Source organism: Arthrobacter sp. 10T416 (assembly GCF_056394165.1).
Window position 1 is genome coordinate 48,496 of sequence record NZ_JBFTHI010000011.1, and the last position, 22,047, is coordinate 70,542.

A 22,047-nucleotide genomic window follows, 5' to 3' on the forward strand; every position below is an offset into this window, starting at 1 on the left:
CCCAGTAGTATCTGATGTAGGAGTGCCCGAATACGGCGGACTCCTGCGAATGTTGGAAACCGAGTTCCGGAACAAACGCTGCCCCGCAGCCGTCAGGAAAGGAGAAGGACCATGGGCTTGCTTGACAAGGTCGAGCGCGGCATCGAAAAAGCCGTCCGCGGAGTCTTCTCCACCGGTTCCCGCGCCCAGGTAGAGCCGGTCGAAATCGCCAGCCACCTCCGCCGCGAGGTCGATAACAAGGCCCTCACGATTGCCGCTGGCCGCACCCTGGCCCCCAACGTCTTCGACGTCCTGCTCAGCGAAGACGATTTCCAGCGGGCCCAGGAATGGGGCACGCCGCTTGCGGAAGAACTCTGCGACGTCGTTATCAACCACGTACGCAGCCAGGGCTACACGCTCCAGGGCCCGGTGCGGATCAGTTTCCGTCGCGACGAGGACCGCCGCGCGGGCGATTTTGAAATCAAGTCCCGGACGGAAAAGTCCGGCGGCGCCCCGGCGCAGCCGGGCGGCCACAGCGGGATGCCGGCCGCCCCGACCCGCCAGCCGGGCCGGCTCCAGCCAGTCCTGGACATCGACGGCCAGCGCTACTCGCTGAACGCCCCCTCGGTTGTTCTGGGCCGCTCCTCCGAAGCGGACATCCTGATCGATGACACCGGCGTATCGCGCCGCCATCTGGAAATCCAGACCGGCCAGGGCACGGCGCAGGCAATCGACCTGGGCTCAACGAACGGCAGCTATGTGAACGGCCACAAAGTTGTGGGCAGTTCGGAACTCACCGACGGTGCCACGATCACGATGGGACGGACCAAAATCATCTTCCGCCTTTTGCCCGCCAGCCCGGGTGGCCGCCAGTGAGCGAACTGACCATCACGGCCCTGCGCTTTGGTTTCCTGATTCTGCTCTGGGTGCTTATTTTCAGCATCGTCTCAGCCATGCGCCGCGACCTTATGATCGGCCGCAAGGCCGCCGCCGGGGCACCGACGGCCAGGCAGGTACGCCGGAACCCATCGCTGGCAGAGCCTGCTCCGGCCCCGGTAAAGCAGCAGGCCCGCCAGCTCGTTGTCACCGAAGGCCCGTTGCGGGGCACCACCCTTCCGCTGGCAGCCAGCCCCATCCTGCTCGGCCGTGCTCAGGAGGCCACCCTGGTCCTGGAGGACGACTACGCCTCCGGCCGCCACGCCCGCCTGTTCCCGCAGGGCAGCCGTTGGTTCATCGAGGACCTCGGATCCACCAACGGCACCTATTTGGCAGATCAACAGCTCACCCGGGCCCTTCCGGTGGAGCTGGGTGTCCCCGTGAGAATCGGCAAGACGGTCATTGAATTGAGGCCGTAGCCATGGCTGCCTCCGACTCCCCCGCCGACCGGGCAGCAACTGCCCCGAAGCGGCCGCTCATCATGCGCTATGCCGCGCGCTCCGACGTCGGCCGCGTTCGCGCGAAAAATGACGACTCCGCGTACGTGGGCCGCCACCTCGCCGTCGTCGCCGACGGTATGGGCGGCCACGCCGGCGGTGACGTCGCGTCTGCAGCCACGGTGCTGGACATGCTGCATCTGGACCGCGATGACTATGACGCCGCCAGCAGCGAAGCGGACACCGTCCTGGCCGACGAAATCCAGACCGCGAATTCACTGCTGTCCGAACTGGTCCACATGAACCCGAAGCTGGCCGGAATGGGCACCACCGTTACGGCACTGCTGCTGGCCAACGGCAAGCTGCACTTCGCCCACATCGGTGATTCCCGGGCCTACCGGCTGCGCAACGGCGTCTTTGAACAGGTCAGCGTCGACCACACCTTCGTCCAGCGGCTTATCGATGAGGGCCGCCTGCGTCCGGAAGAAGCCGAGACGCACCCGCACAAGAACGTCCTGATGCGCGTCCTGGGTGACGTCGACGCCAGCCCCGAACTGGACCTCGACGTCCTGGCCGTCGAACCCGGCGAACGCTGGCTGCTGTGCTCCGACGGGTTGAACTACGTCGCCGGGCACGTTGTGGAGCGCACCGTCCGGGAAACCAAAAACCTGCGTGAATGCGCGGAACTGCTGGTGGACCTGACTCTGGAAGCCGGCTCCCCTGACAACGTCACGGTCGTTGTCCTCGACATCGCGGAACAAACGCCCGACGACGTCAACACGGCCGCTGTCGAGGTGGTCCCGGCGCCGGCCACGGTCACCGCGACGGCGTCAGAGCCGAAGTCCGGAAGCACCCCGCCGGCCGGGAGCACCGGCAGCACCTACGCGGGCAAATCTGCCGGCAGCAGCAAGGACGACGCGTCCGGCAAGGCCCAGGGCGAATCCGCGGACGATGCCAAGGAACCGCAACCCTCCACCGATCCGCACCTCGGGGAGCACCTCTCCGCCGAGGTCCTGCGCGAGGAACTTTCCACCCGCCCGCACGAACTTGTGGGCGCCGCAGCCGCGGCCGCCGCCTCCGGCTCCATCCCGTCCATCGCGGGGCGCACCGTCGCCCGCCGGGCCGCCACGGTCCTCACGCACAAGGCCGAGCAGGACAAGGAAGAGCCCGACGAGTTCAAGCCGCCGGTCAAGCGCCGGCGCTGGCTGACCATGTCCATTGCGGCCGCGATCATCGCAGTGCTGGGCATCGGACTCTGGCTCGGCTACGCATGGACGCAAACCCGGTACTACATCGGCGAGCAGGACCAGCGGGTCGCCATTTTCAACGGGGTGTCCCAGCGTCTGGGCCCCATTCCGCTTTCCACCCTCGAGACGGTGACCGATATCCGGATGTCTGACCTGCCAGAGTTTTCGCAGCAGCGCGTGCGCCAGACCGTCCCCGCACGGGACCTGTACGACGCCCAGCGAATCGTCAAAAACCTGCAGCGGACCGGCACCACGGCGCCGGCCGATGAGTGCCTGACGCCCTCCCCGTCGCCAAGCGCCAGCGCCTCGGCGACCCCGCGGGCCACCGCGTCGCCGTCGGGGACGGCCCGGTCGAAATCGGCCACCCCCACCCCGACGCCGACTCCGGTCCCGACCAACTGTGAGGGGGGCAAATGACCGCCATCGACGCCACGCCTAAACCGCGCCGCAACGTTGAACTCGTCCTGCTGATCCTCGCCCTGGCAGTCGGCATCGGCGCCAACGCCCTCGTCGGCGTCGACCGGCAGAAGGCCTTCGACACCGACTTCTGGTTCCAATCCGGGCTGCTGACCGCCGCCGCGCTGGCATTCCACCTGGTCCTCCGCGTCCGCGCTAAATATGCCGATCCGGTAATACTTCCTTTGGTGGTCGCTCTGAACGGCCTCGGGCTGGCCATGATCCACCGGCTGGACCGGGTTGGGGAAGACACCGGCAACAACCAGCTCCGGTGGACCCTCGTGGCGATGGCCGTCGCGATTGCCGTGATCTGGTTCCTCAAGGACCACAGGATCCTGCGCCGGTTCACCTACATTTCCCTGGCTGCCAGCGCCGTACTGCTGATCCTGCCCCTGGTTCCCGGAATCTCCGCCGGCGAAGTCCTGGGCGCCAGCGTCTGGATCAAGCTCGGGTCCATGACGTTCCAACCAGGTGAAATCGCCAAGATCACCCTCGCGATTTTCTTTGCCGGCTACCTCTCCTCCAACCGGGACCTGATCCTGCTGGCCGGCCGCAAGATCGGCCCGGTGCAGTTCCCCCGGTTCAAGGACATGGGTCCGATGATTGCGGCCTGGCTTGTCAGCATCGGCGTGCTGATCTTCCAGCGCGACCTCGGCACCTCAATCCTCTTCTTCGGCCTCTTCCTGGTGATGATCTATGTCGCCACCAGCAGGATCAGCTGGGTGATCATTGGTGTGATCCTGATGGCGGCCGGCGGCTTCGTGGCCGCCAAGGTCTTCTCGCACGTGGCGCTCCGGATCGACGGCTGGGTCAACGCCTTCACCCCGGAGGTCTACGACCGCGAGTTCGGCGGCAGCCGGCAGATCGTCGAAGGGCTCTTCGGGATGGCCAACGGCGGCCTGGTCGGCACCGGCCTCGGCCAGGGCCGCCCCAACCTCGTGCCCTTCGCCAACAGCGACATGATCGTCGCGTCCTTCGGCGAGGAACTGGGGCTGATCGGCATCTTCGCGATCGTCCTCATGTACCTGCTGCTGTTCACCCGCGGATTCCGTGCGGCGCTGGGCACCAGGGACGCGTTCGGCAAGCTGCTCGCCACCGGGCTCTCGTTCGCGATCGCGCTGCAGTGCTTCGTGGTGATCGGCGGCGTCACGCGCCTGATCCCGCTCACCGGACTCACGACGCCGTTCCTCGCCGCCGGCGGTTCCTCGCTGCTGGCGAACTGGATCATCGTCGGGCTGCTCCTGATGATCTCGCACGCGGCACGCGGGCCGGTGGACACCACCCCGCTGCCGCCCGGGCAGGATCCCGAGGCGAGAAAGGACGCACCGTCCCTGCCGCCCAGGCCCGCCACGGCCCCGGCCACCAGCTCCAGTCAAGACGCTCCCACCGAGGCGGTGAAACACCTGTGAACCAGGCAATTCGTAATTCCTGGATCGCCGCGATCGCGATGTTCGCGCTGATCTTCGGCGCACTTAGCTACGTCCAGGTGGTCGGTGCCGACGAGCTCAAGGCCAATGCCTGGAACAAGCGCACGCTGATCCAGAACTACTGCAACGACCGCGGCGCCATCATCGTCGGGGGCAAGCCGGTTGCACAGTCCGTGGCCGGCAATGAGGCCTGCCAGTTCCAGCGCACCTACACGCAGCCGCAGCTTTACGCGGGCATCACCGGCTATTTCTCCAAGAACTACGGCCTGACCGGGATGGAGCTGGCCATGAATGAGCAGCTCGCCGGCAGCTCCGACCAGCTGTTTTTGGACCGCGTGGGACAGCTGTTCCTGGGGAACCAGCCCAAGGGCGCCTCGGTTGAGCTGACGCTGGATCCGAAGCTGCAGAAACTGGCCTATGACCTGATTCCGGACGGCCAGCGCGGGTCGATCGTGGTGACGAACCCCAAGACCGGCGCGGTCCTGGCCATGGTGTCCAAGCCGTCGTACGACCCCAACCTGGTCGCTACCCAGGATGCCGACGCCGAGGCAGCCAACATCACGGCGCTGAACAAGATCCCCGGGATCAACCTGAACCAGTCAGTGAGCGGGCCCACCGGTGCCCTGCTGGCCCCCGGATCGGTCTTCAAGATCGTTGACACGGCCGCGGCGCTGAGCTCCGGAAAGTACAACAAGGACAGCGTGCTGCCCAACCCGGCCGAGATGCCGTTCCCCGGCATCCAGTACAAACTGCCGAACTACGCCGGCGGCAACTGCTACACCCGGAACACGGCCTCGTTCGCGTTCGCGCTGCAGCAGTCCTGCAACACCCCCTTCGCCAGCATCGCCGTCGACCTCGGGCAAAAGGCCATCGAAGAGCAGGCCACCAAGTTCGGTTTCGGGCAGGACTTTGGCGACCAGCTGAAGCTGGAGAACGCCAAGAGCACGTTCCCGAGCGAGCCCCTGGACGAGGCCGGGCTGGCGCAGTCCGCCATCGGTCAGCGGGATGTCCGCGCCACGCCGCTGCAGATCAACATGATGACGGCCGCCATCGCCAACGGCGGCGTCCAGATGAAGCCCAACCTGATCAAGGCCCTGCGGTCCCCGGACCTGCGGATCCTCAACGAGCCCAAGCCCGAGCCGCTCCGGACATCCACCAGCCCGGAAATCGCCCGCCAGATCACCGAATGGATGACCAGCGTCGTCAGCGAGGGCATTGCCGGCGGAGCCGCCGTGCCCAACGTGGAGGTGGCCGGCAAGACCGGTACCGCCGAGCTCGGCACCGGCTTGAACAACTCATGGTTTACCGGGTTTGCCCCGGCGAATGACCCGCAAGTGGCCGTCACGATCGTCATGCAAGGCGTGGACATCACCACCGGCGCAAATCTAACCAGTCCGAACGCGAAGAAGATTTTTGAGGCGGTGTTGAATAAGTGAGGCCTACATCGGGAATCACACTCGGCGGCAGGTTCCAGCTGACCACACGCATTGCGATCGGCGGTATGGGCGAGGTCTGGAAGGCCAAGGACCTCATTCTTGGCCGGATCGTCGCCATCAAGGTCCTCAAGGAGGAGTACACCGGTGATCCGGGGTTCCTGCAGCGCTTCCGGGCCGAGGCACGCCACACCGCCCTGCTCAACCATGTAGGCATCGCCAACGTCTTTGACTACGGCGAGGAGGAAGGCTCGGCGTACCTGGTTATGGAACTCGTTCCCGGCCAGCCGCTGAGCAGCATCATCGAGCACGAGCAGGTCCTCTCACCGGACCGCACCCTGTCGATGATCTCCCAGACGGCGCGGGCGCTCTCGGTAGCGCACGCCCAGGGCCTGGTGCACCGGGACATCAAGCCGGGCAACCTGCTCATCACCCCGGACGGCCGGGTCAAGGTCACCGACTTCGGCATCGCCCGGCTGGCCGACCAGGTTCCGCTGACGCAGACCGGGCAGGTCATGGGCACGGCCCAGTACCTCGCCCCGGAGCAGGCCACCGGCCAGACCGCGACCGGTGCCTCAGATATTTACTCGCTCGGCGTCATCGGTTACGAGTGCCTCACGGGGCACCGGCCGTTCTCCGGCGAGTCCCAGATCGCCATCGCGCTGGCCCAGGTCAACGACGCCCCGCCGCCGCTGCCGGAAACCCTGCCCAGGCCGGTCCGCGCGCTCCTGATGTCGATGCTGGCCAAGGACCCGAAGAACCGTCCGGCGGACGCCATCAAACTGGCCGAAGCCTCGGACGCCATCCGCAACGGTGACATCGCGGCAGCGCACGCCGCCGTCCCCGGCATGCTGCTCTACGAGGCGCCGACCGGCCCCATCACCGCCCCGGTGGATGTCCGCACCGCGGCAACCGGTGTCATCGGCACCGAGGACAGGTCGACGTCGGCACTGCCCGTGCTCGGGGCAGCCGGCGCCGGCGCCGCTGCAGGACTCGCAGCGGGAGCCGCGGCGGCCAGCGGCCACGGAGCGCGCAGCGCCCTGTCCCGCGCCGATGCGCTGGCCGCCGAACGGACCTGGACCCCGGAGGAAGAGGACTACGACGACTACGAGCCCGACGAAGAGCCGCGGCGCAAGGGCCGCAGCCCCTGGACGTGGCCGCTGATCGCCCTGATCCTGCTGGTGCTCTTTGCCCTGGTGGGCGTGGTGCTCACGCAGGCCGGGATCCTGTTCCCCTCAACCCCGGCCGCGACCAGCTCAACCACCAAGGCCAGCGTTACCAGCGCCCCGCCCACGTCCCAGAGTCCCAGCCCCACCAGCAGCTCTGCCACACCCACCGTGTCGACCCCGGCTGCCATCAACCTCCTGCCGGACGCGTACAAGGGCCGCCCCTACAACGACGTCCGCGCTGAACTCAACGGCTTGGGTCTGCAGGTCAAGGGCGAGCCGGTCGCGGATCCGTCCGCTCCCGGCACCGTCCTGGACATCAACCCCTCGGGCCCGGTCGAGCCGGGAAGCCTCATCACCGTGAGCTACTCCAAGGGCCCGGAGAAGGCCACCGTTCCCACGCTTCAGCAGGGCGCCAGCGAGGCCTCCGTCCAGCGGGCTATCGAGGGTGCAGGGCTGCGCTGGCAAAAGGGTGATCCGGTTGAGGGCGACGGAACCCAGCAGGAAGGTACTTTTGTGAGCTCCGAACCCGCATCGGGCAAGGAAGTCCCTGCAGGCTCCGTGGTGACCTACCACTTGGCCAAGGCTCCGGCTCCGGCCGACTCTTCCCCCACCCCGAGCGTCAGCCCCAGCAAGTAGGCACCTGTGTCCACGTCGCCCCGCACTCCATCGCACCGTGAGGACAGCAGCCCGGTGTCATCCCGGCGTGTCCTCAGCGGGCGCTATGAGCTGGGTGAGCTGATTGGCCGCGGCGGGATGGCCGACGTCTTCCGCGGGGTCGACACCCGGCTGGGCCGGACGGTGGCGATCAAGCTCCTGCGCCCCGACTTGGCCCGTGACCCCCAGTTCCAGGCCAGGTTCAAGCGTGAAGCCCAGGCCGTCGCCGCGCTGAACCATTCCTCGATCGTCGCCGTCTTCGACACTGGGGACCATGCGGTGCCCGGCGGCCACGACGACAGTGTGCGGGTTCCGTACATCGTGATGGAGTACGTCTCCGGGAAGACCATCCGGGAGCTGATCCGCTCGAAGGATGTCACTATCGACCAGGCCATCGACTTCTCCCTCGGTGTGCTGGCCGCCCTCGATTACAGCCACAAGGCCGGAATTGTGCACCGCGACATCAAGCCGGCCAACGTGATGTTCTGCCCTGGTTCGAACAGCGTGAAGGTGATGGACTTCGGGATTGCCCGGGCCATGGCTGATTCCTCTGCCACGATGACCCAGACGCAGGCCGTGGTGGGCACGGCCCAGTACCTCTCACCGGAACAGGCCCGCGGCGAAACGGTCGACGCGCGCAGCGACCTCTATTCGGCCGGCTGCCTGCTGTACGAGATGCTCACGGGCCGGCCGCCGTTCGTCGGCGACAGCCCGGTCTCCGTCGCGTACCAGCACGTGCGGGAGATCCCGGAGCCCGCGAGCAGCCTTAACCCGGACGTGTCCGAGGCCCTGGACAGCGTGCTGGCCAAGGCCCTGCAAAAGAACCGGGCAGACCGGTTCCAGGACGCCGGCGCGTTCCGGCGCGCGCTCCGGGCAGCCCGCAGCGGCGTCGCCGTCGCCCTGGTTCCCGCCAGTGAGGCACCCACCGATCCCAACAACACAGTGGCCCCCGAGCCGGGGCCCCCCACCGCTGCCTTCGCGCTGACCGGTGCGAGGTTCCTCGACGATGCCCCGTCCGGTCGCATCCCGACCCAGCACGCCGCGGCGGCCGAGGATGCACCGGCCGTCGAGTCCGCGTCCGACGTTCACCTGCAGCCGGAAACGGACAGCTTGGAGCTGAGCTTCCCCGCGGAACGTGAACCCACCCGCCGGCAAAAGACCACGCGGCGGATGTGGACGGCAACGCTGGTGATCTTTACGTTGCTGGTGCTGGCCGGCGGCGGGCTGTGGCTGTACAACATGGTCAACCAGCAGCCGCCACCCGTTGCCAAGGTGGCCGTGCCAGCGGTGGCCTCGCTGACCGAGTCCGAGGCGCTGCAAAAGCTTTACAACGCCGGGTTGAAACCGCAGCTGGAACGCATCCAGCACGAGAAGATCCCGAAGGGCTTCGCCGTAGGCACCGTGCCGTCCGCCGGCAGTTCCCTGGAAACTAACTCGGAGATCACGCTCGACATTTCCGAGGGTCCCAGCGTGATCACCATCCCCGCGGATCTGCCGGGCCGGACGGAGGCTGACGCGCGGGACGAACTGCGCCGAACCGGCCTGACCGGCGCCCCGAAGACCACCCTCAACAACAGCCCGAGCGTCCCGGCGGGCATTGTCATCACCACGAATCCTGCGCCGTCCCAGACGGTGGCCGTGGACAGCACGGTGGAGATCATTGTGTCCACCGGCAAGGTCGCGGTGCCGCAGCTCGTCGGCCTGCCGCGCGCCGAGGCGCAGGCGGCGCTGAAGAAGCTCGGCCTGATTCCTATCTTCAAGGAGACCGAGAACTCACAGGTCCAGCCGGGCAAGGTGACCGCCCAAAGCGATGCCGCCAATACCGCCGTCGAGCAGGGCAAAGCCGTCACCGTCACGGTGGCCAAGGCACCCACGCCCACGCCCACCCCGACGCCGACTCCCACCCCCACGGACACCCCGACGGATGTCACTGAGGGCGTGGGCAAGCTGCTGGGACCTTCCTCCTAGCAGCGCAGGGACGTCAGTGCTGGATGAGCGGGCTCAAGGCCGCCGCCCGCGCGGCCGCACCGTCCATGCCAAGCGATTCCAGCCAGTTGCCCACCATCTGGTAGCCGCCCTCGGTCAGGACCGACTCGGGGTGGAACTGGACTCCGCAGAGCGGCGCCGTTCGGTGTTCCAGCCCCATGACCACGCCGTTTCCAGTCTCCGCGGTGATCTCGAGGATCTCGGGGATACTCTCACGGACGGCCGCGAGGGAGTGGTAGCGCGTTGCGGTGAACGGGGAAGGAAGGCCCTTGAAGACGCTGGTGCCGTGATGCTGGACCAGTGAGGTCTTGCCGTGCATCAGTTCCGGCGCGTGGGTGACGCGCCCGCCGTACGCCTCAGCCAGGGCCTGGTGCCCAAGGCAGACGCCCAGCATCGGCTTGTTGTGGCTGCCGCACCATTTGATGAGTTCGATGCAGACCCCCGCCTCGGCCGGTGCCCCCGGGCCGGGAGAAATCAGCACACCGTCGCGCGCCTCGGCCATCTCGACGACCTCGGCCAGCGTGACGTCGTCGTTGCGGACCACCGTGGTCTCCGCCCCCAGTTCCTGGAGGTAGCCGACCAGGGTATAGACAAAGCTGTCGTAGTTATCCACGACCAGGATCTTGGTTGTACTCATTGCCGTGCTGTACCAATCGTTGAATCAGTGAACGGGCTGAATTGCGCCATCCACGGGAAGAGGAACTGAACCATCAATACCAGTACGCCTGCCAGCAATACCAGCGAGGTCACCACCCGGACCCAGAGTGGGCCGGGCAGCCGCCGGAAAATCCATCCATACATGGGCTACCCACCCGCCAGAGTCCGGGAGACCTGGGCTGCGATGTCCGCGGGCGGGCCGGCCGCAGCGGGCCGCCAACTCTCCAGCAGGGAGTACGCCACAATGCGCTCCTGCGATCCGAAGCGTGGGTTGCAGCTGGTCATGGTCAGGTAGCTGTCCTTGGCTACGGCCCCTGGCTGCGTCGGCACCGGCAGCAGGACGTTGGTAGCTGTGGGAAGGACAATCTCGCTGTTGCGGAAACGGTAGGTGTAATAGCCGTCGCGGGTCTGAACGTAGATCCTGTCTCCCGGAACCAGGGAATCAATGCTGTCCAGCACCGCACCGTGCGTTTGGCGGTGCCCGGCCACCGCGAAGTTGCCGGCCGCGCCGGGCATCGCCGTTCCCTGGTAGTGACCGATTCCCAGGGAATCAAGGACGGCCGGAGTGGTGCCCTGCACGAGCGGGCGCGTGTAGCCGGCTCCGAAGCGGGGCACATAGAGGACACCGATAGTGGCGCCCGGCGCCGGCTCCGCGGCCACCACGGCGCGGTCCGGTCCGTTGGAACCGGCGGAGCCGGTTGGCTTCCCTTGTTGCCCGGGCTTGGCGGGCGTGCCGATCTCGCGGGCAAAATCCCGGACGACGTCGCGCTGCCGGGCATCGGCGTCGAGGTTGGTCCACCAAAGCTGCCACGCCACGAACAGGAGGAGCACGACGCCGGCGGTCAGCATGAGTTCCCCGCCGATCTGCAGTGCCCGCGCCAGCGGACCGCGGCCGGCCTCGGAACCGGCCCGGGCAGGTGCGGCTGCGGGGTCCGCTGTCTCCTGCAACACCGTGGGCTCTCCTTCGGGGCTTTCGCAGCGGGCGCGGGGTATGGCCTGAATTACAGCTAGAATTGGCTGCGATTAGGATTTCCAAGTTGACCAAGAGCGCGTTAACCGCCGGCTGTTCCTCCCAGCAGGATATCAAGCCGTGTCGCCGCTCCTCACCAAGCCCGCCAAGGAGGACCCGTGCCCGAGTCGAAGCCGCGAAAGAGGACTGCCCGCGTAGAGCAGCAGACTTCAGCGACGCAGGCCTACAAGCCCAACCCTGTGTGGTTCAAGCCGGTGATGTTTGGCCTGATGATCATTGGACTGCTGTGGATCATCACGTTCTACATCAGCGAGGGCACCCTCCCGGTCCGGGACTGGGCGTCGTGGAACATCGTTGCCGGGTTCGGCATCGCCATCGTGGGCTTCCTGATGACCACACGCTGGCGTTCCTAATAACTCCATCTATTCGCTTTTCCAGCGGGCCGGCACACCGAGTGTGCCGGCCCGCTGCCGCATCCGGAGCCACTGCGCGGCAGGCGATAATGCTGGAAGGCAACTCTCCAGCGAAGGACGCTTTATGACCCCCGACCTCAGTGGCTGCATCACCGGTGCGGACGGATTGGCCCGCCCCGCCTGGGCGGCGACGGATCCGCTCCTGCGCGACTACTACGACGGCGAATGGGGCCTGCCGGTGCGCGACGAGCAGGGACTCTACGAACGCATCAGCCTCGAGGCTTTTCAGGCCGGCTTGTCCTGGGCAACAATCCTCCGCAAGCGGCCGGCGTTCCGGGCCGCCTTTGCCGACTTCCATCCCGAGACTGTGGCCGCCTTCACCGAGGACGAGGTCGAGCGGCTGCTGCAGGACGCCGGTATCGTCCGGAACCGGCTGAAGATCCGGGCGGCGATCACCAACGCCCGCGCCACCATCGATCTAAGGGCCGACGGCGGCCTGGTTGATTTTGTGTGGGGTTTCCAGCCCGACTTGACACCCGAGCCGACAGCCCTGGACCAGATCCCCACCAGTTCGCCCGAATCCGTTGCGCTCTCGAAAGCCCTGCGCGGCCGCGGCTTCGTCTTTGTAGGACCCACCACCATGTATGCCCTGATGGAAGCCATCGGGATGGTGGATACGCATCTGCTCGACAGCCACCGGAGGGGATCCTCCGGCGTCTGGACTGCCTAGAAGTCATCGCTGACTACGGGCTCAGCGCGTCCACAGCTGTGCAGAACGAAGCCTATAGTTATCCACAGTCTGTTGACAGTTGGTGCGGGATCCAGCTCGGAGTCTGGCATTTGAGGGCCCCCTGCGCCCCGCAGCGAGGAGTTTCGAGCATAACGGCAGGGGAATTACGGCTCTGTAAGTTATTAACAATGTGGATTAACTGTGGATAACCACCGGGCGTGCAGGGATACGAGTCAAAAATGGCCGGTAACGGTCTCCTGGGGACGCTGAACCAGGCAGGGACGGGCATTTCCGGCCCCCGCACACTGACGGGTTCCGGTTATCCACTTAATAACAATCCACTACCCACAACTTATCCACAGGTGGGGATAACCGGCAGCTGGTCGCGGCACGGGTGCCTCCTCCGGGGCCACAACGGCGCTTTCCGGTGCGAAATACTCAGAAGATCAAGTTATTAACACTGTGAACAACGCTGTGAATAACCCGATAGAAATCAGATATATAGACCCCGGGGCCCGATCCGGCGGGCCTGCGCCCGGCAACAGCTCGCAACTCGAGGCGTAAGCCTTGGAAATGCCTTTCCGGGCCACCCTCCGGGTTCATGCCAGTTGTCCACTTAACCACAGGGCCGGGGCGGGAAGTTATCCACAGATGTGGAGAATCTCTCGTGCGGCTGGGGAAATTTGCCCGCTGTGGCTGTCAGATCCGCATCGCCAGCCTGAACTACAGGGATGTAAGTTACCAACAGTGTGGATAACCCCTGTGGAAAAGACGGCTGCGCCGTCCCGCAGGGACTGGCCGGTGATACCGCACGTGGGGTTGCCGGGCTGGCGTGGGGGCGCCGTTTAGCGTACGAAGGGAACCAGAGGGCGGGGCCGAGCGGAGGCGGGAGACGCGGGGCGCCACAACGCAGGGATGCAACGCAGGGCGCTACACCGGAGGGAAACACGACGGGGCGCCACAACGCAGGGCGACACCACGGGGCCGTGCCGTGGGTGGGGAAAGCCGGGCTAGGCCGGGACGGCTGTGGCGGTGGCGTGCAGGGCCGAGGCGACGATCAGCAGGCACAGGACGGCCGTAAGTCCGGCGGCCTGGAACAGGCCACGCAGCCGTCCCCTCGGGACATACGCGATGGCCGCAGCGCACAGGGCTCCGGTGACCAGGCCACCCAGGTGCGCTTGCCAGGCGATCTGCGGGACTACGAATCCGATCACACCGTTGATGGCGATCAGGACCCAAAGCTGCCTCGTGTCCCCGCCGCGGTGGCGCTGGACCACCAGCATCGCCCCGAAGAGGCCGAAGATGGCGCCCGAGGCACCCACCACGCCGGTCAGGTCCTGGCCTGGAACATAGGCCGGTGTCAGCAGGAGGTAGCCGACCGATCCGCCGACTGCGGAGAGAAGATAGACGGCCAGGAAGCGGATGCGCCCGAGAAGGGGTTCCAGCGCCTGTCCGAACATCCACAGCATGTACATGTTGAGCACGATGTGGAGTATGAAGCCTTGCGAGTGCAGGAAAGCGGACGTCAGCATCCGCCAGGGTTCAAAGGCGCCATAGGCCGGGTTGGCGTACGCCGTTGCGAAGGCGAAGTTCTGGTAGATCGCGTCGTTGGGGATGATCCACTGGAGGACGTACACGAGGGCACACACAGCGATGATCCCGAAGGTGGCCAGGGGCCGGCCGACGGCGGCGGCGCCGCCATAGACGGAGCGCGGCGCCGGCGCCGTACGTTTGGTTTCGTTGACACAGTCAACGCACTGGAATCCGACGGCGGCCGCCCGCTGGCAGTCGGGGCACGCAGGGCGCCCGCACCGCTGGCACCGCACGTAGGCGGGCCGGTCCGGGTGCCGGGGGCACACCGGGATCTGCGCGGACGGCTCTGCCGCCGGATATCCGTAGCTCATGGCGTGTGGCTAGAGCTGTTCTACGTCGATGCTGTTGATGACGACGTCCTCGACCGGACGGTCGCCCATCCCGGTGCGGACACCCTCGATGGCGTCGACGACCTTCTTGGAGTCCTCATCCGCGACTTCACCGAAGATGCTGTGCTTGCCCTGCAGCCAGCCGGTGGGGATGGTGGTGATGAAGAACTGGGAGCCGTTGGTGCCGCGGCCCATCTGGATGCCGGCGTTGGCCATGGCGAGCTTGTAGGGCTCGTTGAAGGTGAGTTCGGGGTGGATTTCGTCGTCGAACTTGTAGCCCGGTCCGCCGATGCCACGGCCCAGCGGATCGCCGGCCTGGATCATGAAGTCCTTGATGATGCGGTGGAAGATGGTGCCGTTGTAGAGCGGGGTACCGGTCTTGTCCTCACCGCTCTCCGGGTGCGTCCAGGCCTGCTCGCCCGTGGCCAGTCCGACGAAGTTCTTGACGGTCTTGGGCGCGTGGTTGCCGAAGAGGTTGACGACAATGTCGCCCAGGTTCGTGTGAATGGTTGCTTTTGCAGTTGCGATGGCAGTCATGGCCCTATTCTTCCACGGCAGGGGCAGCCGTACAGGGCCGCGGAGTCAGTTCCGCGCTGGGTGAAATCGGGCCAAAATCCGGCCGGAGAATAGCCGGTGGAGTCCGGGACACGTAGGCTAACTGCAGAACCGTCACATTAATCGGGAGGTAGTTGTGAAGAAAACGGATCGTATGGCCCGTGAGCTGGAGCACTCGGTCAGCAGCGCGGTGGAGAACGCCAGGGACTGGGCCGCCCCGCGGGTCGAGGCGGCAGTCGACTGGGCCGTGCCACGCCTGCAACAGGGCATTGACACCGCTTCCCCCAAGATCCAGGAGGGCCTGAAGTCTGCGGCCCACAACCTGGCCGACGGTGTGGCAACTGTGACCCCCCGCCTTCAGGACGGGCTCGCGCAGCTGGCGCCGAAGATCCACGACGCCGTCGAGAGCGCCACCCCGCGGCTGCACGAAGCGCTGGACAAGGCCACTCCGGTGATCGCCAACGCCCGCGACCGCGTCGTCGTCGAATACCTGCCCAAGCTCTCTGACCAGCTCGGTCAAGCGTCCGACGCCGTCCACCGCACCCTCGAGGGCGCTCCAGCCCACGTGGACGCCGTGGCACAGCGCCTGGTCGATTCCGGTGTGGTCCACAACATCCAGGAACAGGCGCAGTCCGCCGGCCAGCAGCTCAAAGCCGCAGCCGCCGAAGCGAGCCGCGCCGTCTCCGGCGAGATCGCCAAGCCGCAGAAGCCCAAGCACCGCGGTTTCCTCATCTTCGGCGTCATCGCCGCCGCCGTAGCCGCCGGTGTGGCCGCGTGGAAGGCGTCCAAGCCGATCGAGGATCCGTGGAAGACCCCGGCCCCTGTTGCACCGTCAACCCCGGCCCCGGTCCCGGCCACAACCGTCAGCGACGTCAAGGAAGCCGTGAAGGACACCGCCAGCGACGCGGCCTCCGCCACGGTTGCCGCCGCCGACAAGGCCGCCGAAGCTTCGGCGGACGCCGCCGACGCCGTGGCGGGCAAGTCCGAGGACCCCGCGTCCAAGGTTGCCACCGACGCCAAGACCGCGGTCCGCAACATCGCCGCCAGCCTGAACGGCGACGACAAGGCCAAGTAACCGCCGGTCCGCCCGTCGAGCACACGGGGGGCCAAAGGCTGTATTCATGGGAGGGATCCCGCTGCTGGAAGGTTTCAGCGGCGGGGTCCCTCCTTTGCGTTGCCCCGCCGCCCCGCGGCCCGGTCATCGGATCCCCTGAACACTGCAGGTGCTAAATTTGGGGTGATGTCACCCGAACAGCCTCCCGTGGATGCCCTGGACGATGCTGCGCCGCCGCCAGCCGTCTCCATCGTCATCCCGGCGTACAACGAGGAAAGCGTCATACGGCAGTGCCTCATCGCCGCCGTCTACCAGTCCGTGCCGGCCCACGAAATCATCGTTGTGGACAACATGTCCGGGGACCGGACCGCTGAAATCGTCCGGCACATGCAGCTGGAATACCCGGAGAGCCCGATCATCCTGCTCAGCCAGGACAAGGACCAGGGCCTCATTCCCACCCGCAATTTCGGGCTGGACCACGCCACAGGGGAAATCCTGGGCCGGATCGACGCGGATTCGGTGTTGGAGCCGGACTGGGTAGAACAAGTCCAGAAGGCCTTCGCGGACAGCGCCGTCCATGCCGCCACCGGACCCGTCGTGTATTACGACATGCCGATGCGCCGGTTCGGTCTCAAAGCCGACGACAAGATGCGGCAACTGATGCTGAAACTGGCCAAGCACCAGTACCACTTCCTCTTCGGCTCCAACATGGCCCTGCGCCGCTCCGCGTGGGAGACTATCCGGCTCGAAACCTGCCGGGACGAAAAGGATGAGATGCATGAGGACATCGACCTCTCACTGCACCTCGCCGACCACGAGCTCCGGATCCAGTACTGGCCGCAGATGGTCTCCGGTATGTCCGCCCGCCGGCTGGAGGATTCCCCGCGGGACTACCGCTATTACGTGACCCGGTTCGACCGCACCTACAAGGCGCACAACGTCAAGAAAATGGCGTTGAAGGCCCCTATGGTCGTCTTCTTCTCCGTCTACTTCCCGGCCAAGCTGCTGCGCGCCATCCACACGGTGAACACTGCCCAGCCCGCCCGCCGCGGCGGCCAGTAGCCCCCTGCGGCGCGGACCGCCGTCGTCGTTAGTCCGTTCCCAGCTCCGCCAGCCGTGCGGCGTCACGCCGGACCGCGCGGGAGCGCCGCTGGCCGGCGACGACGACGGCGAGCCCCACAAGGATCATCGCCAGCCCCGCATACGTTCCGCCGGGGAGCTTCTCGCCCAGGAACGCTGCGGCGAGCAGGGCGGCGCCGGGGATCTCCAGCAGGATGATCATGGAGACCAACAGCGGGCTCATGGTGGCCAGGAGATGGTTGAAGGCGGTGTGTCCCACCAGCTGCGCGCATACGGTGATCGCCAGGATGCCCAGCCACCCCGTCGCGTCAAAGCCAGCAAGGGGCTGGCCGGTGGAAAGGGCCAGCACGGCCACTAAGGCGGCACACATGCCGTAGCAGAGCGTCGTGTAGACGCCGGTTCCCATGCTCTGCCGGGCCTTGCCGCCGGCCAGGGTATAAATGCCGGCCAGGACCCCTCCGGCGACGGCCAGAAGATCCCCAAGCGCGGCCTGCGGCGAGCTGCCCATGTCGAAGCCGGTGATTGCGACGACGCCGCCGAACGCCAGCCCCAGGCCTGCGAGGACCTGCCACGGGTGCCTGATCCCGCGGAAGAGCTGGAAGACGGCGATCCAGCCCGACTGAAGGCACACCAGGGCCGTTGCGGCTGCTACCGAGGTCAGCTGCAGGGACGTGATGAAGCAGGCAAAGTGCAGTGCAAGGGCCACCGCTGCGGCCAGCGACCAGCGGAATTCGCTGCCGCTGACCCGACCGAACTGGCGGGGCTGCCGGACCAGGACGGGTCCGGCCATGACCACGGCACCGATAGCGTTCCGCCAGAAAGCGATGGCGAGGGCGCTGACGGTCGTGGCGCCGAGGGTCGCTGCGATCAACGGACCGGAGGAGGCAACGCCGAGGACTCCGAGCGCGGCGAGGAAAAAGTTCACGTACCCACAATAGAGGCCAGCAAGGGCGGTCCCGGCTCCGGACAGAGTGGTTACGCGGACCCCGGGGGCGGGAGTAGGTATGAACCTGGCGACAGTGGTTAACGCAGAGGGTCCCGGCCAGCGTTTCCGCTGGCCGGGACCCTTTCCTATGGTGGAGGCACGGGGACTCGAACCCCGAACCCCCTGCTTGCAAAGCAGGTGCGCTACCAATTGCGCCATGCCCCCATAAGAAGCAACCCGTCAATCATACCCCGGCGCCGTCACGCTGTTTCCAGCGTTCCTGCCCCGGGTCCCAGGCTAATCAACCGTATCGGTCGATTTGCTCCAGACTGCCTTTCGGGCTTCGGATTCCTGCACTTTCCTGTAGACCAGGACGCCTGCGATCGTGGCTGCAACAACCAGCAACTTCTTCACATGCACCCCGTTCCGGGCCACTTTTACGTGGACCCTTACAGGAACCAGTACAGGTTCCGTGGGCGTACCAGGACTTGAACCTGGGACCTCTTCGTTATCAGCGAAGCGCTCTAACCGCCTGAGCTATACGCCCCGATGCCTCATCGGGCCGAGATATGACTTTACAGCACATCCCGGCCCGATCTCAAATCGAGGCATTTCCCCGGGGTTTGGCCGGGAAAAGTACGGGTTTTAGTCGTCCGTGAGGGTGACGCCGATGCCGCCCACCAGGGTGGCAGCGATGTTGTACAGGACCGCCGAGAGCATCGACAGGGCTGTCAGCAGCACCACGTTGATCACGGCAATAATCACCGCGAAGGAGGCGACCTGGCCCAGCGACGCGACCTTCTTCAGCTCGAAGCCGCCGCTCTCGGTGCCGGCAAGGGTGCCAAGGAGGCCGTCCACCTGGTCGAAGATGCCCGTGAGGTCCAGGACGGTCCACAGCACGATGGCAGCCACCACGGTCACGATACCCAGCGCCACCGAGAGCAGGAAGGCCATCTTCAGGACGGACCAGGGGTCCACCTTGCTGACCAGGAGGCGTGCGCGGCGGACCTTGGCCTTCGGTGCCGGCTTGACCAGCCCCGGGGCGCCGGGGGCGCCCTGGGCGGGACGCTGACCCTGGGCGGGCGGGCGCTGGCCCGCAGACACCGGACGCTGGCCCGGAGCAACCGGGCGTGCACCGGAGCCGGCGACGTTCGGCCGCTGCTGCGGACGCGACGGCGCGTTCACCCGCGGGGCGGCAGAGGGCTGCCGAGTTCCGGCGGGACCACTGCTGGACTTGGGATATGAGTCGGAATTACTCACGCGTTACCTCCGGTGTTGTCTTCGTCCAGTTCGGCATGGCCTGATGACTCATCTGACTCCGGGGCCGGTACTGATTCTGTCGCTACGGACCCCTCGTGTGATCCGTTATCTGCAGCCAACGTTACGTCATCCTGCCCCGCAGCCGGACTTTCGTCCCCGGTTTCGGCATCGGTTTCGTCCGTCTCGAGGCCGCGTTCGCTGTTCCGCGCCACTGCGATGATGCGGTCATTCTTGTCCGGCTTGGCAAAAATCACGCCCATGGTGTCGCGGCCCTTGGCAGGCACCCCGGTCACCGAGGAACGAACCACCTTGCCGCCTTCCATGACCACCAGGACTTCATCCTCTTCCTGGACAATCAGGGCACCAACGAGGTGTCCGCGCTCTTCCTGGTACTTCCCGACCTTGATGCCGAGGCCGCCACGGCCCTGGAGGCGGTATTCCTCCACGGCGGTCCGCTTGGCGAACCCGCCTTCGGTGACGATGAAGACGAAGGAACCGTCCTGCACGACGTCGGCCGCCAGCAGTTCATCGTCCTCGCGGAACTTCATGCCGGTTACACCGGACGTGGCCCGGCCCATCGGGCGCAGGGCATCGTCGGTGGCGGTGAAGCGGATGGACTGTCCCTTTCGGGAGACCAGCATAAGATCGTCGGTTTCGGAGACCAGCTGGGCGGAGACCAGCTCGTCCTCATCGCGCAGGTTGATGGCAATGACGCCGGCGGACCGGTTGGTGTCGTAGTCCTCCAGCCGGGTCTTCTTGACCAGGCCGCGTTTGGTAGCGAGGACCAGATACGGCGCGTGCGCGTAGTCGCGCAGGTCCAGCACCTGGGCAATGTGCTCGTCGGGCTGGAAGGCGAGCAGGTTTGCCACGTGCTGGCCCTTGGCGTCCCGCGCTGCTTCGACAAGCTCGTACGCCTTGGCGCGGTAGACCCGGCCCAGGTTGGTGAAGAACAGGAGCCAGTGGTGGGTGGTGGTCACAAAGAAGTGCTCCACGACGTCGTCGCCGCGCAACTGCGCACCCTTGATGCCCTTGCCGCCGCGCTGCTGTGAGCGGTAGTTGTCGCTGCGTGTCCGCTTGACGTAGCCGCCGCGGGTGATGGTGACAACCATCTCCTCTTCGGGGATCAGGTCTTCGATGGACATGTCGCCGTCGAAGCCCATCAGCACCTTGGTGCGGCGGTCATCGCCGTGCTTGGCGACGATCTCGCCGAGCTCGGTGCTGATGATCTCGCGCTGGCGTGCCTCGGAGGCCAGGATGGCGTTGTACTCGGTGATCAGGGCTTCGAGTTCGGCATGCTTGTCCTGGATCTTCTGGCGTTCCAGGGCGGCGAGCCGGCGCAGCTGCATGTCCAGGATCGCGATGGCCTGAACCTCGTCGATCTCGAGGAGCTCCATGAGCCCGTCGCGGGCCGCCTGGGTGGTGTTGGAGGCGCGGATCAGGGCGATGACCTCATCGAGCGCGTCCAGCGCCTTGAGGAGTGCCCGCAGGATGTGCGCTTCCTCCTCGGCCTTCCGCAGCCGGTACCGCGTGCGGCGGGCAATAACGTCCATCTGGTGCGTGACCCAGTGCCGGATGAACGCGTCGAGGCTCAGCGTGCGTGGCACGCCGTCGACGATCGCCAGCATGTTGGCGGCGAAGTTGTCCTGCAGCTGGGTGTGCTTGTAGAGGTTGTTCAGCACCACCTTGGCCACGGCGTCGCGCTTGAGCACGATCACCAGGCGCTGGCCGGTGCGGCCCGAGGTCTCGTCGCGGAGGTCGGCGATGCCGGAGATCTTGCCGTCCTTGACCAGTTCGGCGATCTTGATGGCCAGGTTGTCCGGGTTGGCCTGGTAGGGCAGCTCGGTGACCACCAGGCACGTGCGGCCCTGGAGTTCCTCAACGTTGACCACAGCGCGCATCGTGATGGAGCCACGGCCGGTCCGGTAGGCATCCTCGATGCCCTTGTGGCCCAGGATGGTGGCGCCGGTCGGGAAGTCGGGTCCCTTGATGCGCTGGATGAGTTCCTCGAGGAGTTCCTCGCGGGTGGCGGTCGGGTTGGCCAGGTACCACTGCACACCGTCCGCAACCTCGCGGAGGTTGTGCGGCGGGATGTTGGTGGCCATGCCGACGGCGATGCCGGAAGAACCATTCACCAGGAGGTTCGGGAACCGCGCCGGCAGGATGGTGGGTTCCTGGTTCTTGCCGTCGTAGTTGTCCTGGAAATCGACGGTTTCCTCGTCGATGTCCCGGACCATTTCCATGGCCAGCGGGGCCATTTTCGTTTCGGTGTACCGCGGGGCGGCGGCGCCGTCGTTGCCGGGCGAGCCGAAGTTGCCCTGGCCGAGCGCCAGCGGGTAGCGCATGGTCCAGTCCTGGATCAGGCGGACCAGGGCGTCGTAGATCGCGGTGTCGCCGTGGGGGTGGTACTGGCCCATGACCTCGCCGACGACGCGTGCGCACTTGTTGAAGGAGCGCTCGGGACGGTAGCCGCCGTCGAACATCGCGTAGAGCACGCGGCGGTGGACGGGCTTGAGGCCGTCGCGGACGTCCGGCAGGGCACGTCCGACGATGACTGCCATGGCGTAGTCCAGGTAGGACCGCTGCATTTCGGTCTGCAGGTCCACCTGCTCGACGCGGTCGGTCAGCACATCGGTGTCAAGAACGTTGCCTTCGAGTACGGGCTCCGCGCCTGATTCGGCGGGGACCTCGGGGGTTTCGTCACTCATAGTCTATATTTTCCGTTTCAGGTATATATCGGTTCTGGAATATGCAGGGCCG

Annotated in this window: 19 protein-coding genes and 2 tRNA genes; 11 read left to right on the forward strand and 10 right to left on the reverse strand. The window is 66.2% G+C overall.

The features are described from left to right. The first annotated feature begins 111 nt into the window (after positions 1-111). The 7 genes from AC1DBE_RS12240 to pknB are packed head-to-tail and all read left to right on the forward strand — an operon-like array spanning position 112 to position 9,706. The gene (locus AC1DBE_RS12240; protein ID WP_476903726.1) at positions 112-855 is read left to right on the forward strand and encodes an FhaA domain-containing protein; all 744 of its coding nucleotides are present in this window, start codon (positions 112-114) and stop codon (positions 853-855) included. Next, positions 852-1,334, forward strand: a complete 483-nt coding sequence (locus AC1DBE_RS12245; protein WP_476903725.1) for an FHA domain-containing protein FhaB/FipA — start codon at positions 852-854, stop codon at positions 1,332-1,334. The genes AC1DBE_RS12240 and AC1DBE_RS12245 overlap by 4 nt, the downstream gene beginning before the upstream one ends. Before the next feature lie 2 nt (positions 1,335-1,336). Beyond that, positions 1,337-3,016 (forward strand): PP2C family protein-serine/threonine phosphatase, encoded by a 1,680-nt coding sequence (locus AC1DBE_RS12250; protein WP_476970701.1) that lies wholly within the window; start codon positions 1,337-1,339, stop codon positions 3,014-3,016. Beyond that, positions 3,013-4,464 (forward strand): FtsW/RodA/SpoVE family cell cycle protein, encoded by a 1,452-nt coding sequence (locus tag AC1DBE_RS12255; RefSeq protein WP_476970702.1) that lies wholly within the window; start codon positions 3,013-3,015, stop codon positions 4,462-4,464. Before AC1DBE_RS12250 ends, AC1DBE_RS12255 begins: the two co-directional genes overlap by 4 nt. After that, positions 4,461-5,918 (forward strand): peptidoglycan D,D-transpeptidase FtsI family protein, encoded by a 1,458-nt coding sequence (locus tag AC1DBE_RS12260; protein WP_476970703.1) that lies wholly within the window; start codon positions 4,461-4,463, stop codon positions 5,916-5,918. The genes AC1DBE_RS12255 and AC1DBE_RS12260 overlap by 4 nt, the downstream gene beginning before the upstream one ends. Then, positions 5,915-7,720 (forward strand): protein kinase domain-containing protein, encoded by a 1,806-nt coding sequence (locus AC1DBE_RS12265; RefSeq protein WP_476970704.1) that lies wholly within the window; start codon positions 5,915-5,917, stop codon positions 7,718-7,720. The genes AC1DBE_RS12260 and AC1DBE_RS12265 overlap by 4 nt, the downstream gene beginning before the upstream one ends. 6 nt (positions 7,721-7,726) lie before the next feature. Next, positions 7,727-9,706 carry a Stk1 family PASTA domain-containing Ser/Thr kinase gene (gene pknB / locus AC1DBE_RS12270; RefSeq protein ID WP_476879681.1) on the forward strand — a complete coding sequence of 660 codons (1,980 nt, stop codon included), beginning with the start codon at positions 7,727-7,729 and terminating at the stop codon, positions 9,704-9,706. A 13-nt stretch (positions 9,707-9,719) separates the two neighbouring features. On the opposite strand, the gene AC1DBE_RS12275 is transcribed toward pknB, so the two are convergent. Then, positions 9,720-10,361, reverse strand: coding sequence for an anthranilate synthase component II (locus AC1DBE_RS12275; RefSeq protein ID WP_476970705.1), 642 nt, complete (start codon positions 10,359-10,361; stop codon positions 9,720-9,722). Positions 10,362-10,528: 167 nt separating this feature from the next. Further along, the gene (locus AC1DBE_RS12280) at positions 10,529-11,329 is read right to left on the reverse strand and encodes a class E sortase (protein WP_476970742.1); all 801 of its coding nucleotides are present in this window, start codon (positions 11,327-11,329) and stop codon (positions 10,529-10,531) included. A 180-nt stretch (positions 11,330-11,509) separates the two neighbouring features. On the opposite strand from AC1DBE_RS12280, the gene AC1DBE_RS12285 reads away from it, so the two are divergent. Together AC1DBE_RS12285 and AC1DBE_RS12290 are read left to right on the forward strand one after the other, a co-directional pair. Continuing rightward, positions 11,510-11,764: a cell division protein CrgA gene (locus AC1DBE_RS12285; protein ID WP_476880150.1), complete on the forward strand. Its 255-nt coding sequence runs from the start codon at positions 11,510-11,512 to the stop codon at positions 11,762-11,764. A gap of 124 nt (positions 11,765-11,888) precedes the next feature. Further along, the gene (locus AC1DBE_RS12290; protein WP_476970706.1) at positions 11,889-12,494 is read left to right on the forward strand and encodes a DNA-3-methyladenine glycosylase I; all 606 of its coding nucleotides are present in this window, start codon (positions 11,889-11,891) and stop codon (positions 12,492-12,494) included. A 1,010-nt stretch (positions 12,495-13,504) separates the two neighbouring features. Here AC1DBE_RS12290 and AC1DBE_RS12295 read toward each other — a convergent pair. Together AC1DBE_RS12295 and AC1DBE_RS12300 are read right to left on the reverse strand one after the other, a co-directional pair. Then, positions 13,505-14,398, reverse strand: coding sequence for a rhomboid family intramembrane serine protease (locus AC1DBE_RS12295; RefSeq protein ID WP_476970707.1), 894 nt, complete (start codon positions 14,396-14,398; stop codon positions 13,505-13,507). A gap of 9 nt (positions 14,399-14,407) precedes the next feature. Further along, entirely contained in the window at positions 14,408-14,953 is a 546-nt protein-coding gene (locus AC1DBE_RS12300; protein ID WP_476903720.1) for a peptidylprolyl isomerase, read from the reverse strand. A 154-nt stretch (positions 14,954-15,107) separates the two neighbouring features. Here AC1DBE_RS12300 and AC1DBE_RS12305 point away from each other — a divergent pair, with 154 nt between their 5' ends. Together AC1DBE_RS12305 and AC1DBE_RS12310 are read left to right on the forward strand one after the other, a co-directional pair. Continuing rightward, positions 15,108-16,046: a hypothetical protein gene (locus AC1DBE_RS12305; RefSeq protein WP_476970708.1), complete on the forward strand. Its 939-nt coding sequence runs from the start codon at positions 15,108-15,110 to the stop codon at positions 16,044-16,046. Positions 16,047-16,211: 165 nt separating this feature from the next. Continuing rightward, entirely contained in the window at positions 16,212-17,087 is an 876-nt protein-coding gene (locus AC1DBE_RS12310; RefSeq protein WP_476970709.1) for a glycosyltransferase family 2 protein, read from the forward strand. Positions 17,088-17,115: 28 nt separating this feature from the next. On the opposite strand, the gene AC1DBE_RS12315 is transcribed toward AC1DBE_RS12310, so the two are convergent. The 6 genes from AC1DBE_RS12315 to gyrA form a co-directional block, all read right to left on the reverse strand. Next, positions 17,116-18,030, reverse strand: coding sequence for a DMT family transporter (locus AC1DBE_RS12315; RefSeq protein ID WP_476879875.1), 915 nt, complete (start codon positions 18,028-18,030; stop codon positions 17,116-17,118). 149 nt (positions 18,031-18,179) lie between these two features. Continuing rightward, positions 18,180-18,255 (reverse strand) — tRNA-Ala (locus AC1DBE_RS12320). Between the two features lie 72 nt (positions 18,256-18,327). After that, the gene (locus AC1DBE_RS12325; RefSeq protein WP_476879876.1) at positions 18,328-18,465 is read right to left on the reverse strand and encodes a DLW-39 family protein; all 138 of its coding nucleotides are present in this window, start codon (positions 18,463-18,465) and stop codon (positions 18,328-18,330) included. A gap of 38 nt (positions 18,466-18,503) precedes the next feature. Continuing rightward, positions 18,504-18,577, reverse strand: a tRNA-Ile gene (locus tag AC1DBE_RS12330). A 98-nt stretch (positions 18,578-18,675) separates the two neighbouring features. Next, the gene (locus tag AC1DBE_RS12335) at positions 18,676-19,290 is read right to left on the reverse strand and encodes a DUF3566 domain-containing protein (RefSeq protein WP_476970710.1); all 615 of its coding nucleotides are present in this window, start codon (positions 19,288-19,290) and stop codon (positions 18,676-18,678) included. Then, positions 19,287-21,995, reverse strand: coding sequence for a DNA gyrase subunit A (gyrA, locus tag AC1DBE_RS12340; RefSeq protein ID WP_476970711.1), 2,709 nt, complete (start codon positions 21,993-21,995; stop codon positions 19,287-19,289). Before gyrA ends, AC1DBE_RS12335 begins: the two co-directional genes overlap by 4 nt. Positions 21,996-22,047 lie beyond the last annotated feature (52 nt).

What these genes read in the sequence shown, in the direction of transcription:
- AC1DBE_RS12275 (WP_476970705.1), bottom strand. Translation starts at nt 10,361, where the DNA reads ATGAGTACAACCAAGATCCTGGTCGTGGATAACTACGACAGCTTTGTC.
- AC1DBE_RS12290 (WP_476970706.1), top strand. Translation starts at nt 11,889, where the DNA reads ATGACCCCCGACCTCAGTGGCTGCATCACCGGTGCGGACGGATTGGCC.
- AC1DBE_RS12300 (WP_476903720.1), bottom strand. Translation starts at nt 14,953, where the DNA reads ATGACTGCCATCGCAACTGCAAAAGCAACCATTCACACGAACCTGGGC.
- AC1DBE_RS12295 (WP_476970707.1), bottom strand. Translation starts at nt 14,398, where the DNA reads ATGAGCTACGGATATCCGGCGGCAGAGCCGTCCGCGCAGATCCCGGTG.
- AC1DBE_RS12310 (WP_476970709.1), top strand. Translation starts at nt 16,212, where the DNA reads ATGTCACCCGAACAGCCTCCCGTGGATGCCCTGGACGATGCTGCGCCG.
- gyrA (WP_476970711.1), bottom strand. Translation starts at nt 21,995, where the DNA reads ATGAGTGACGAAACCCCCGAGGTCCCCGCCGAATCAGGCGCGGAGCCC.
- AC1DBE_RS12240 (WP_476903726.1), top strand. Translation starts at nt 112, where the DNA reads ATGGGCTTGCTTGACAAGGTCGAGCGCGGCATCGAAAAAGCCGTCCGC.
- AC1DBE_RS12255 (WP_476970702.1), top strand. Translation starts at nt 3,013, where the DNA reads ATGACCGCCATCGACGCCACGCCTAAACCGCGCCGCAACGTTGAACTC.
- AC1DBE_RS12250 (WP_476970701.1), top strand. Translation starts at nt 1,337, where the DNA reads ATGGCTGCCTCCGACTCCCCCGCCGACCGGGCAGCAACTGCCCCGAAG.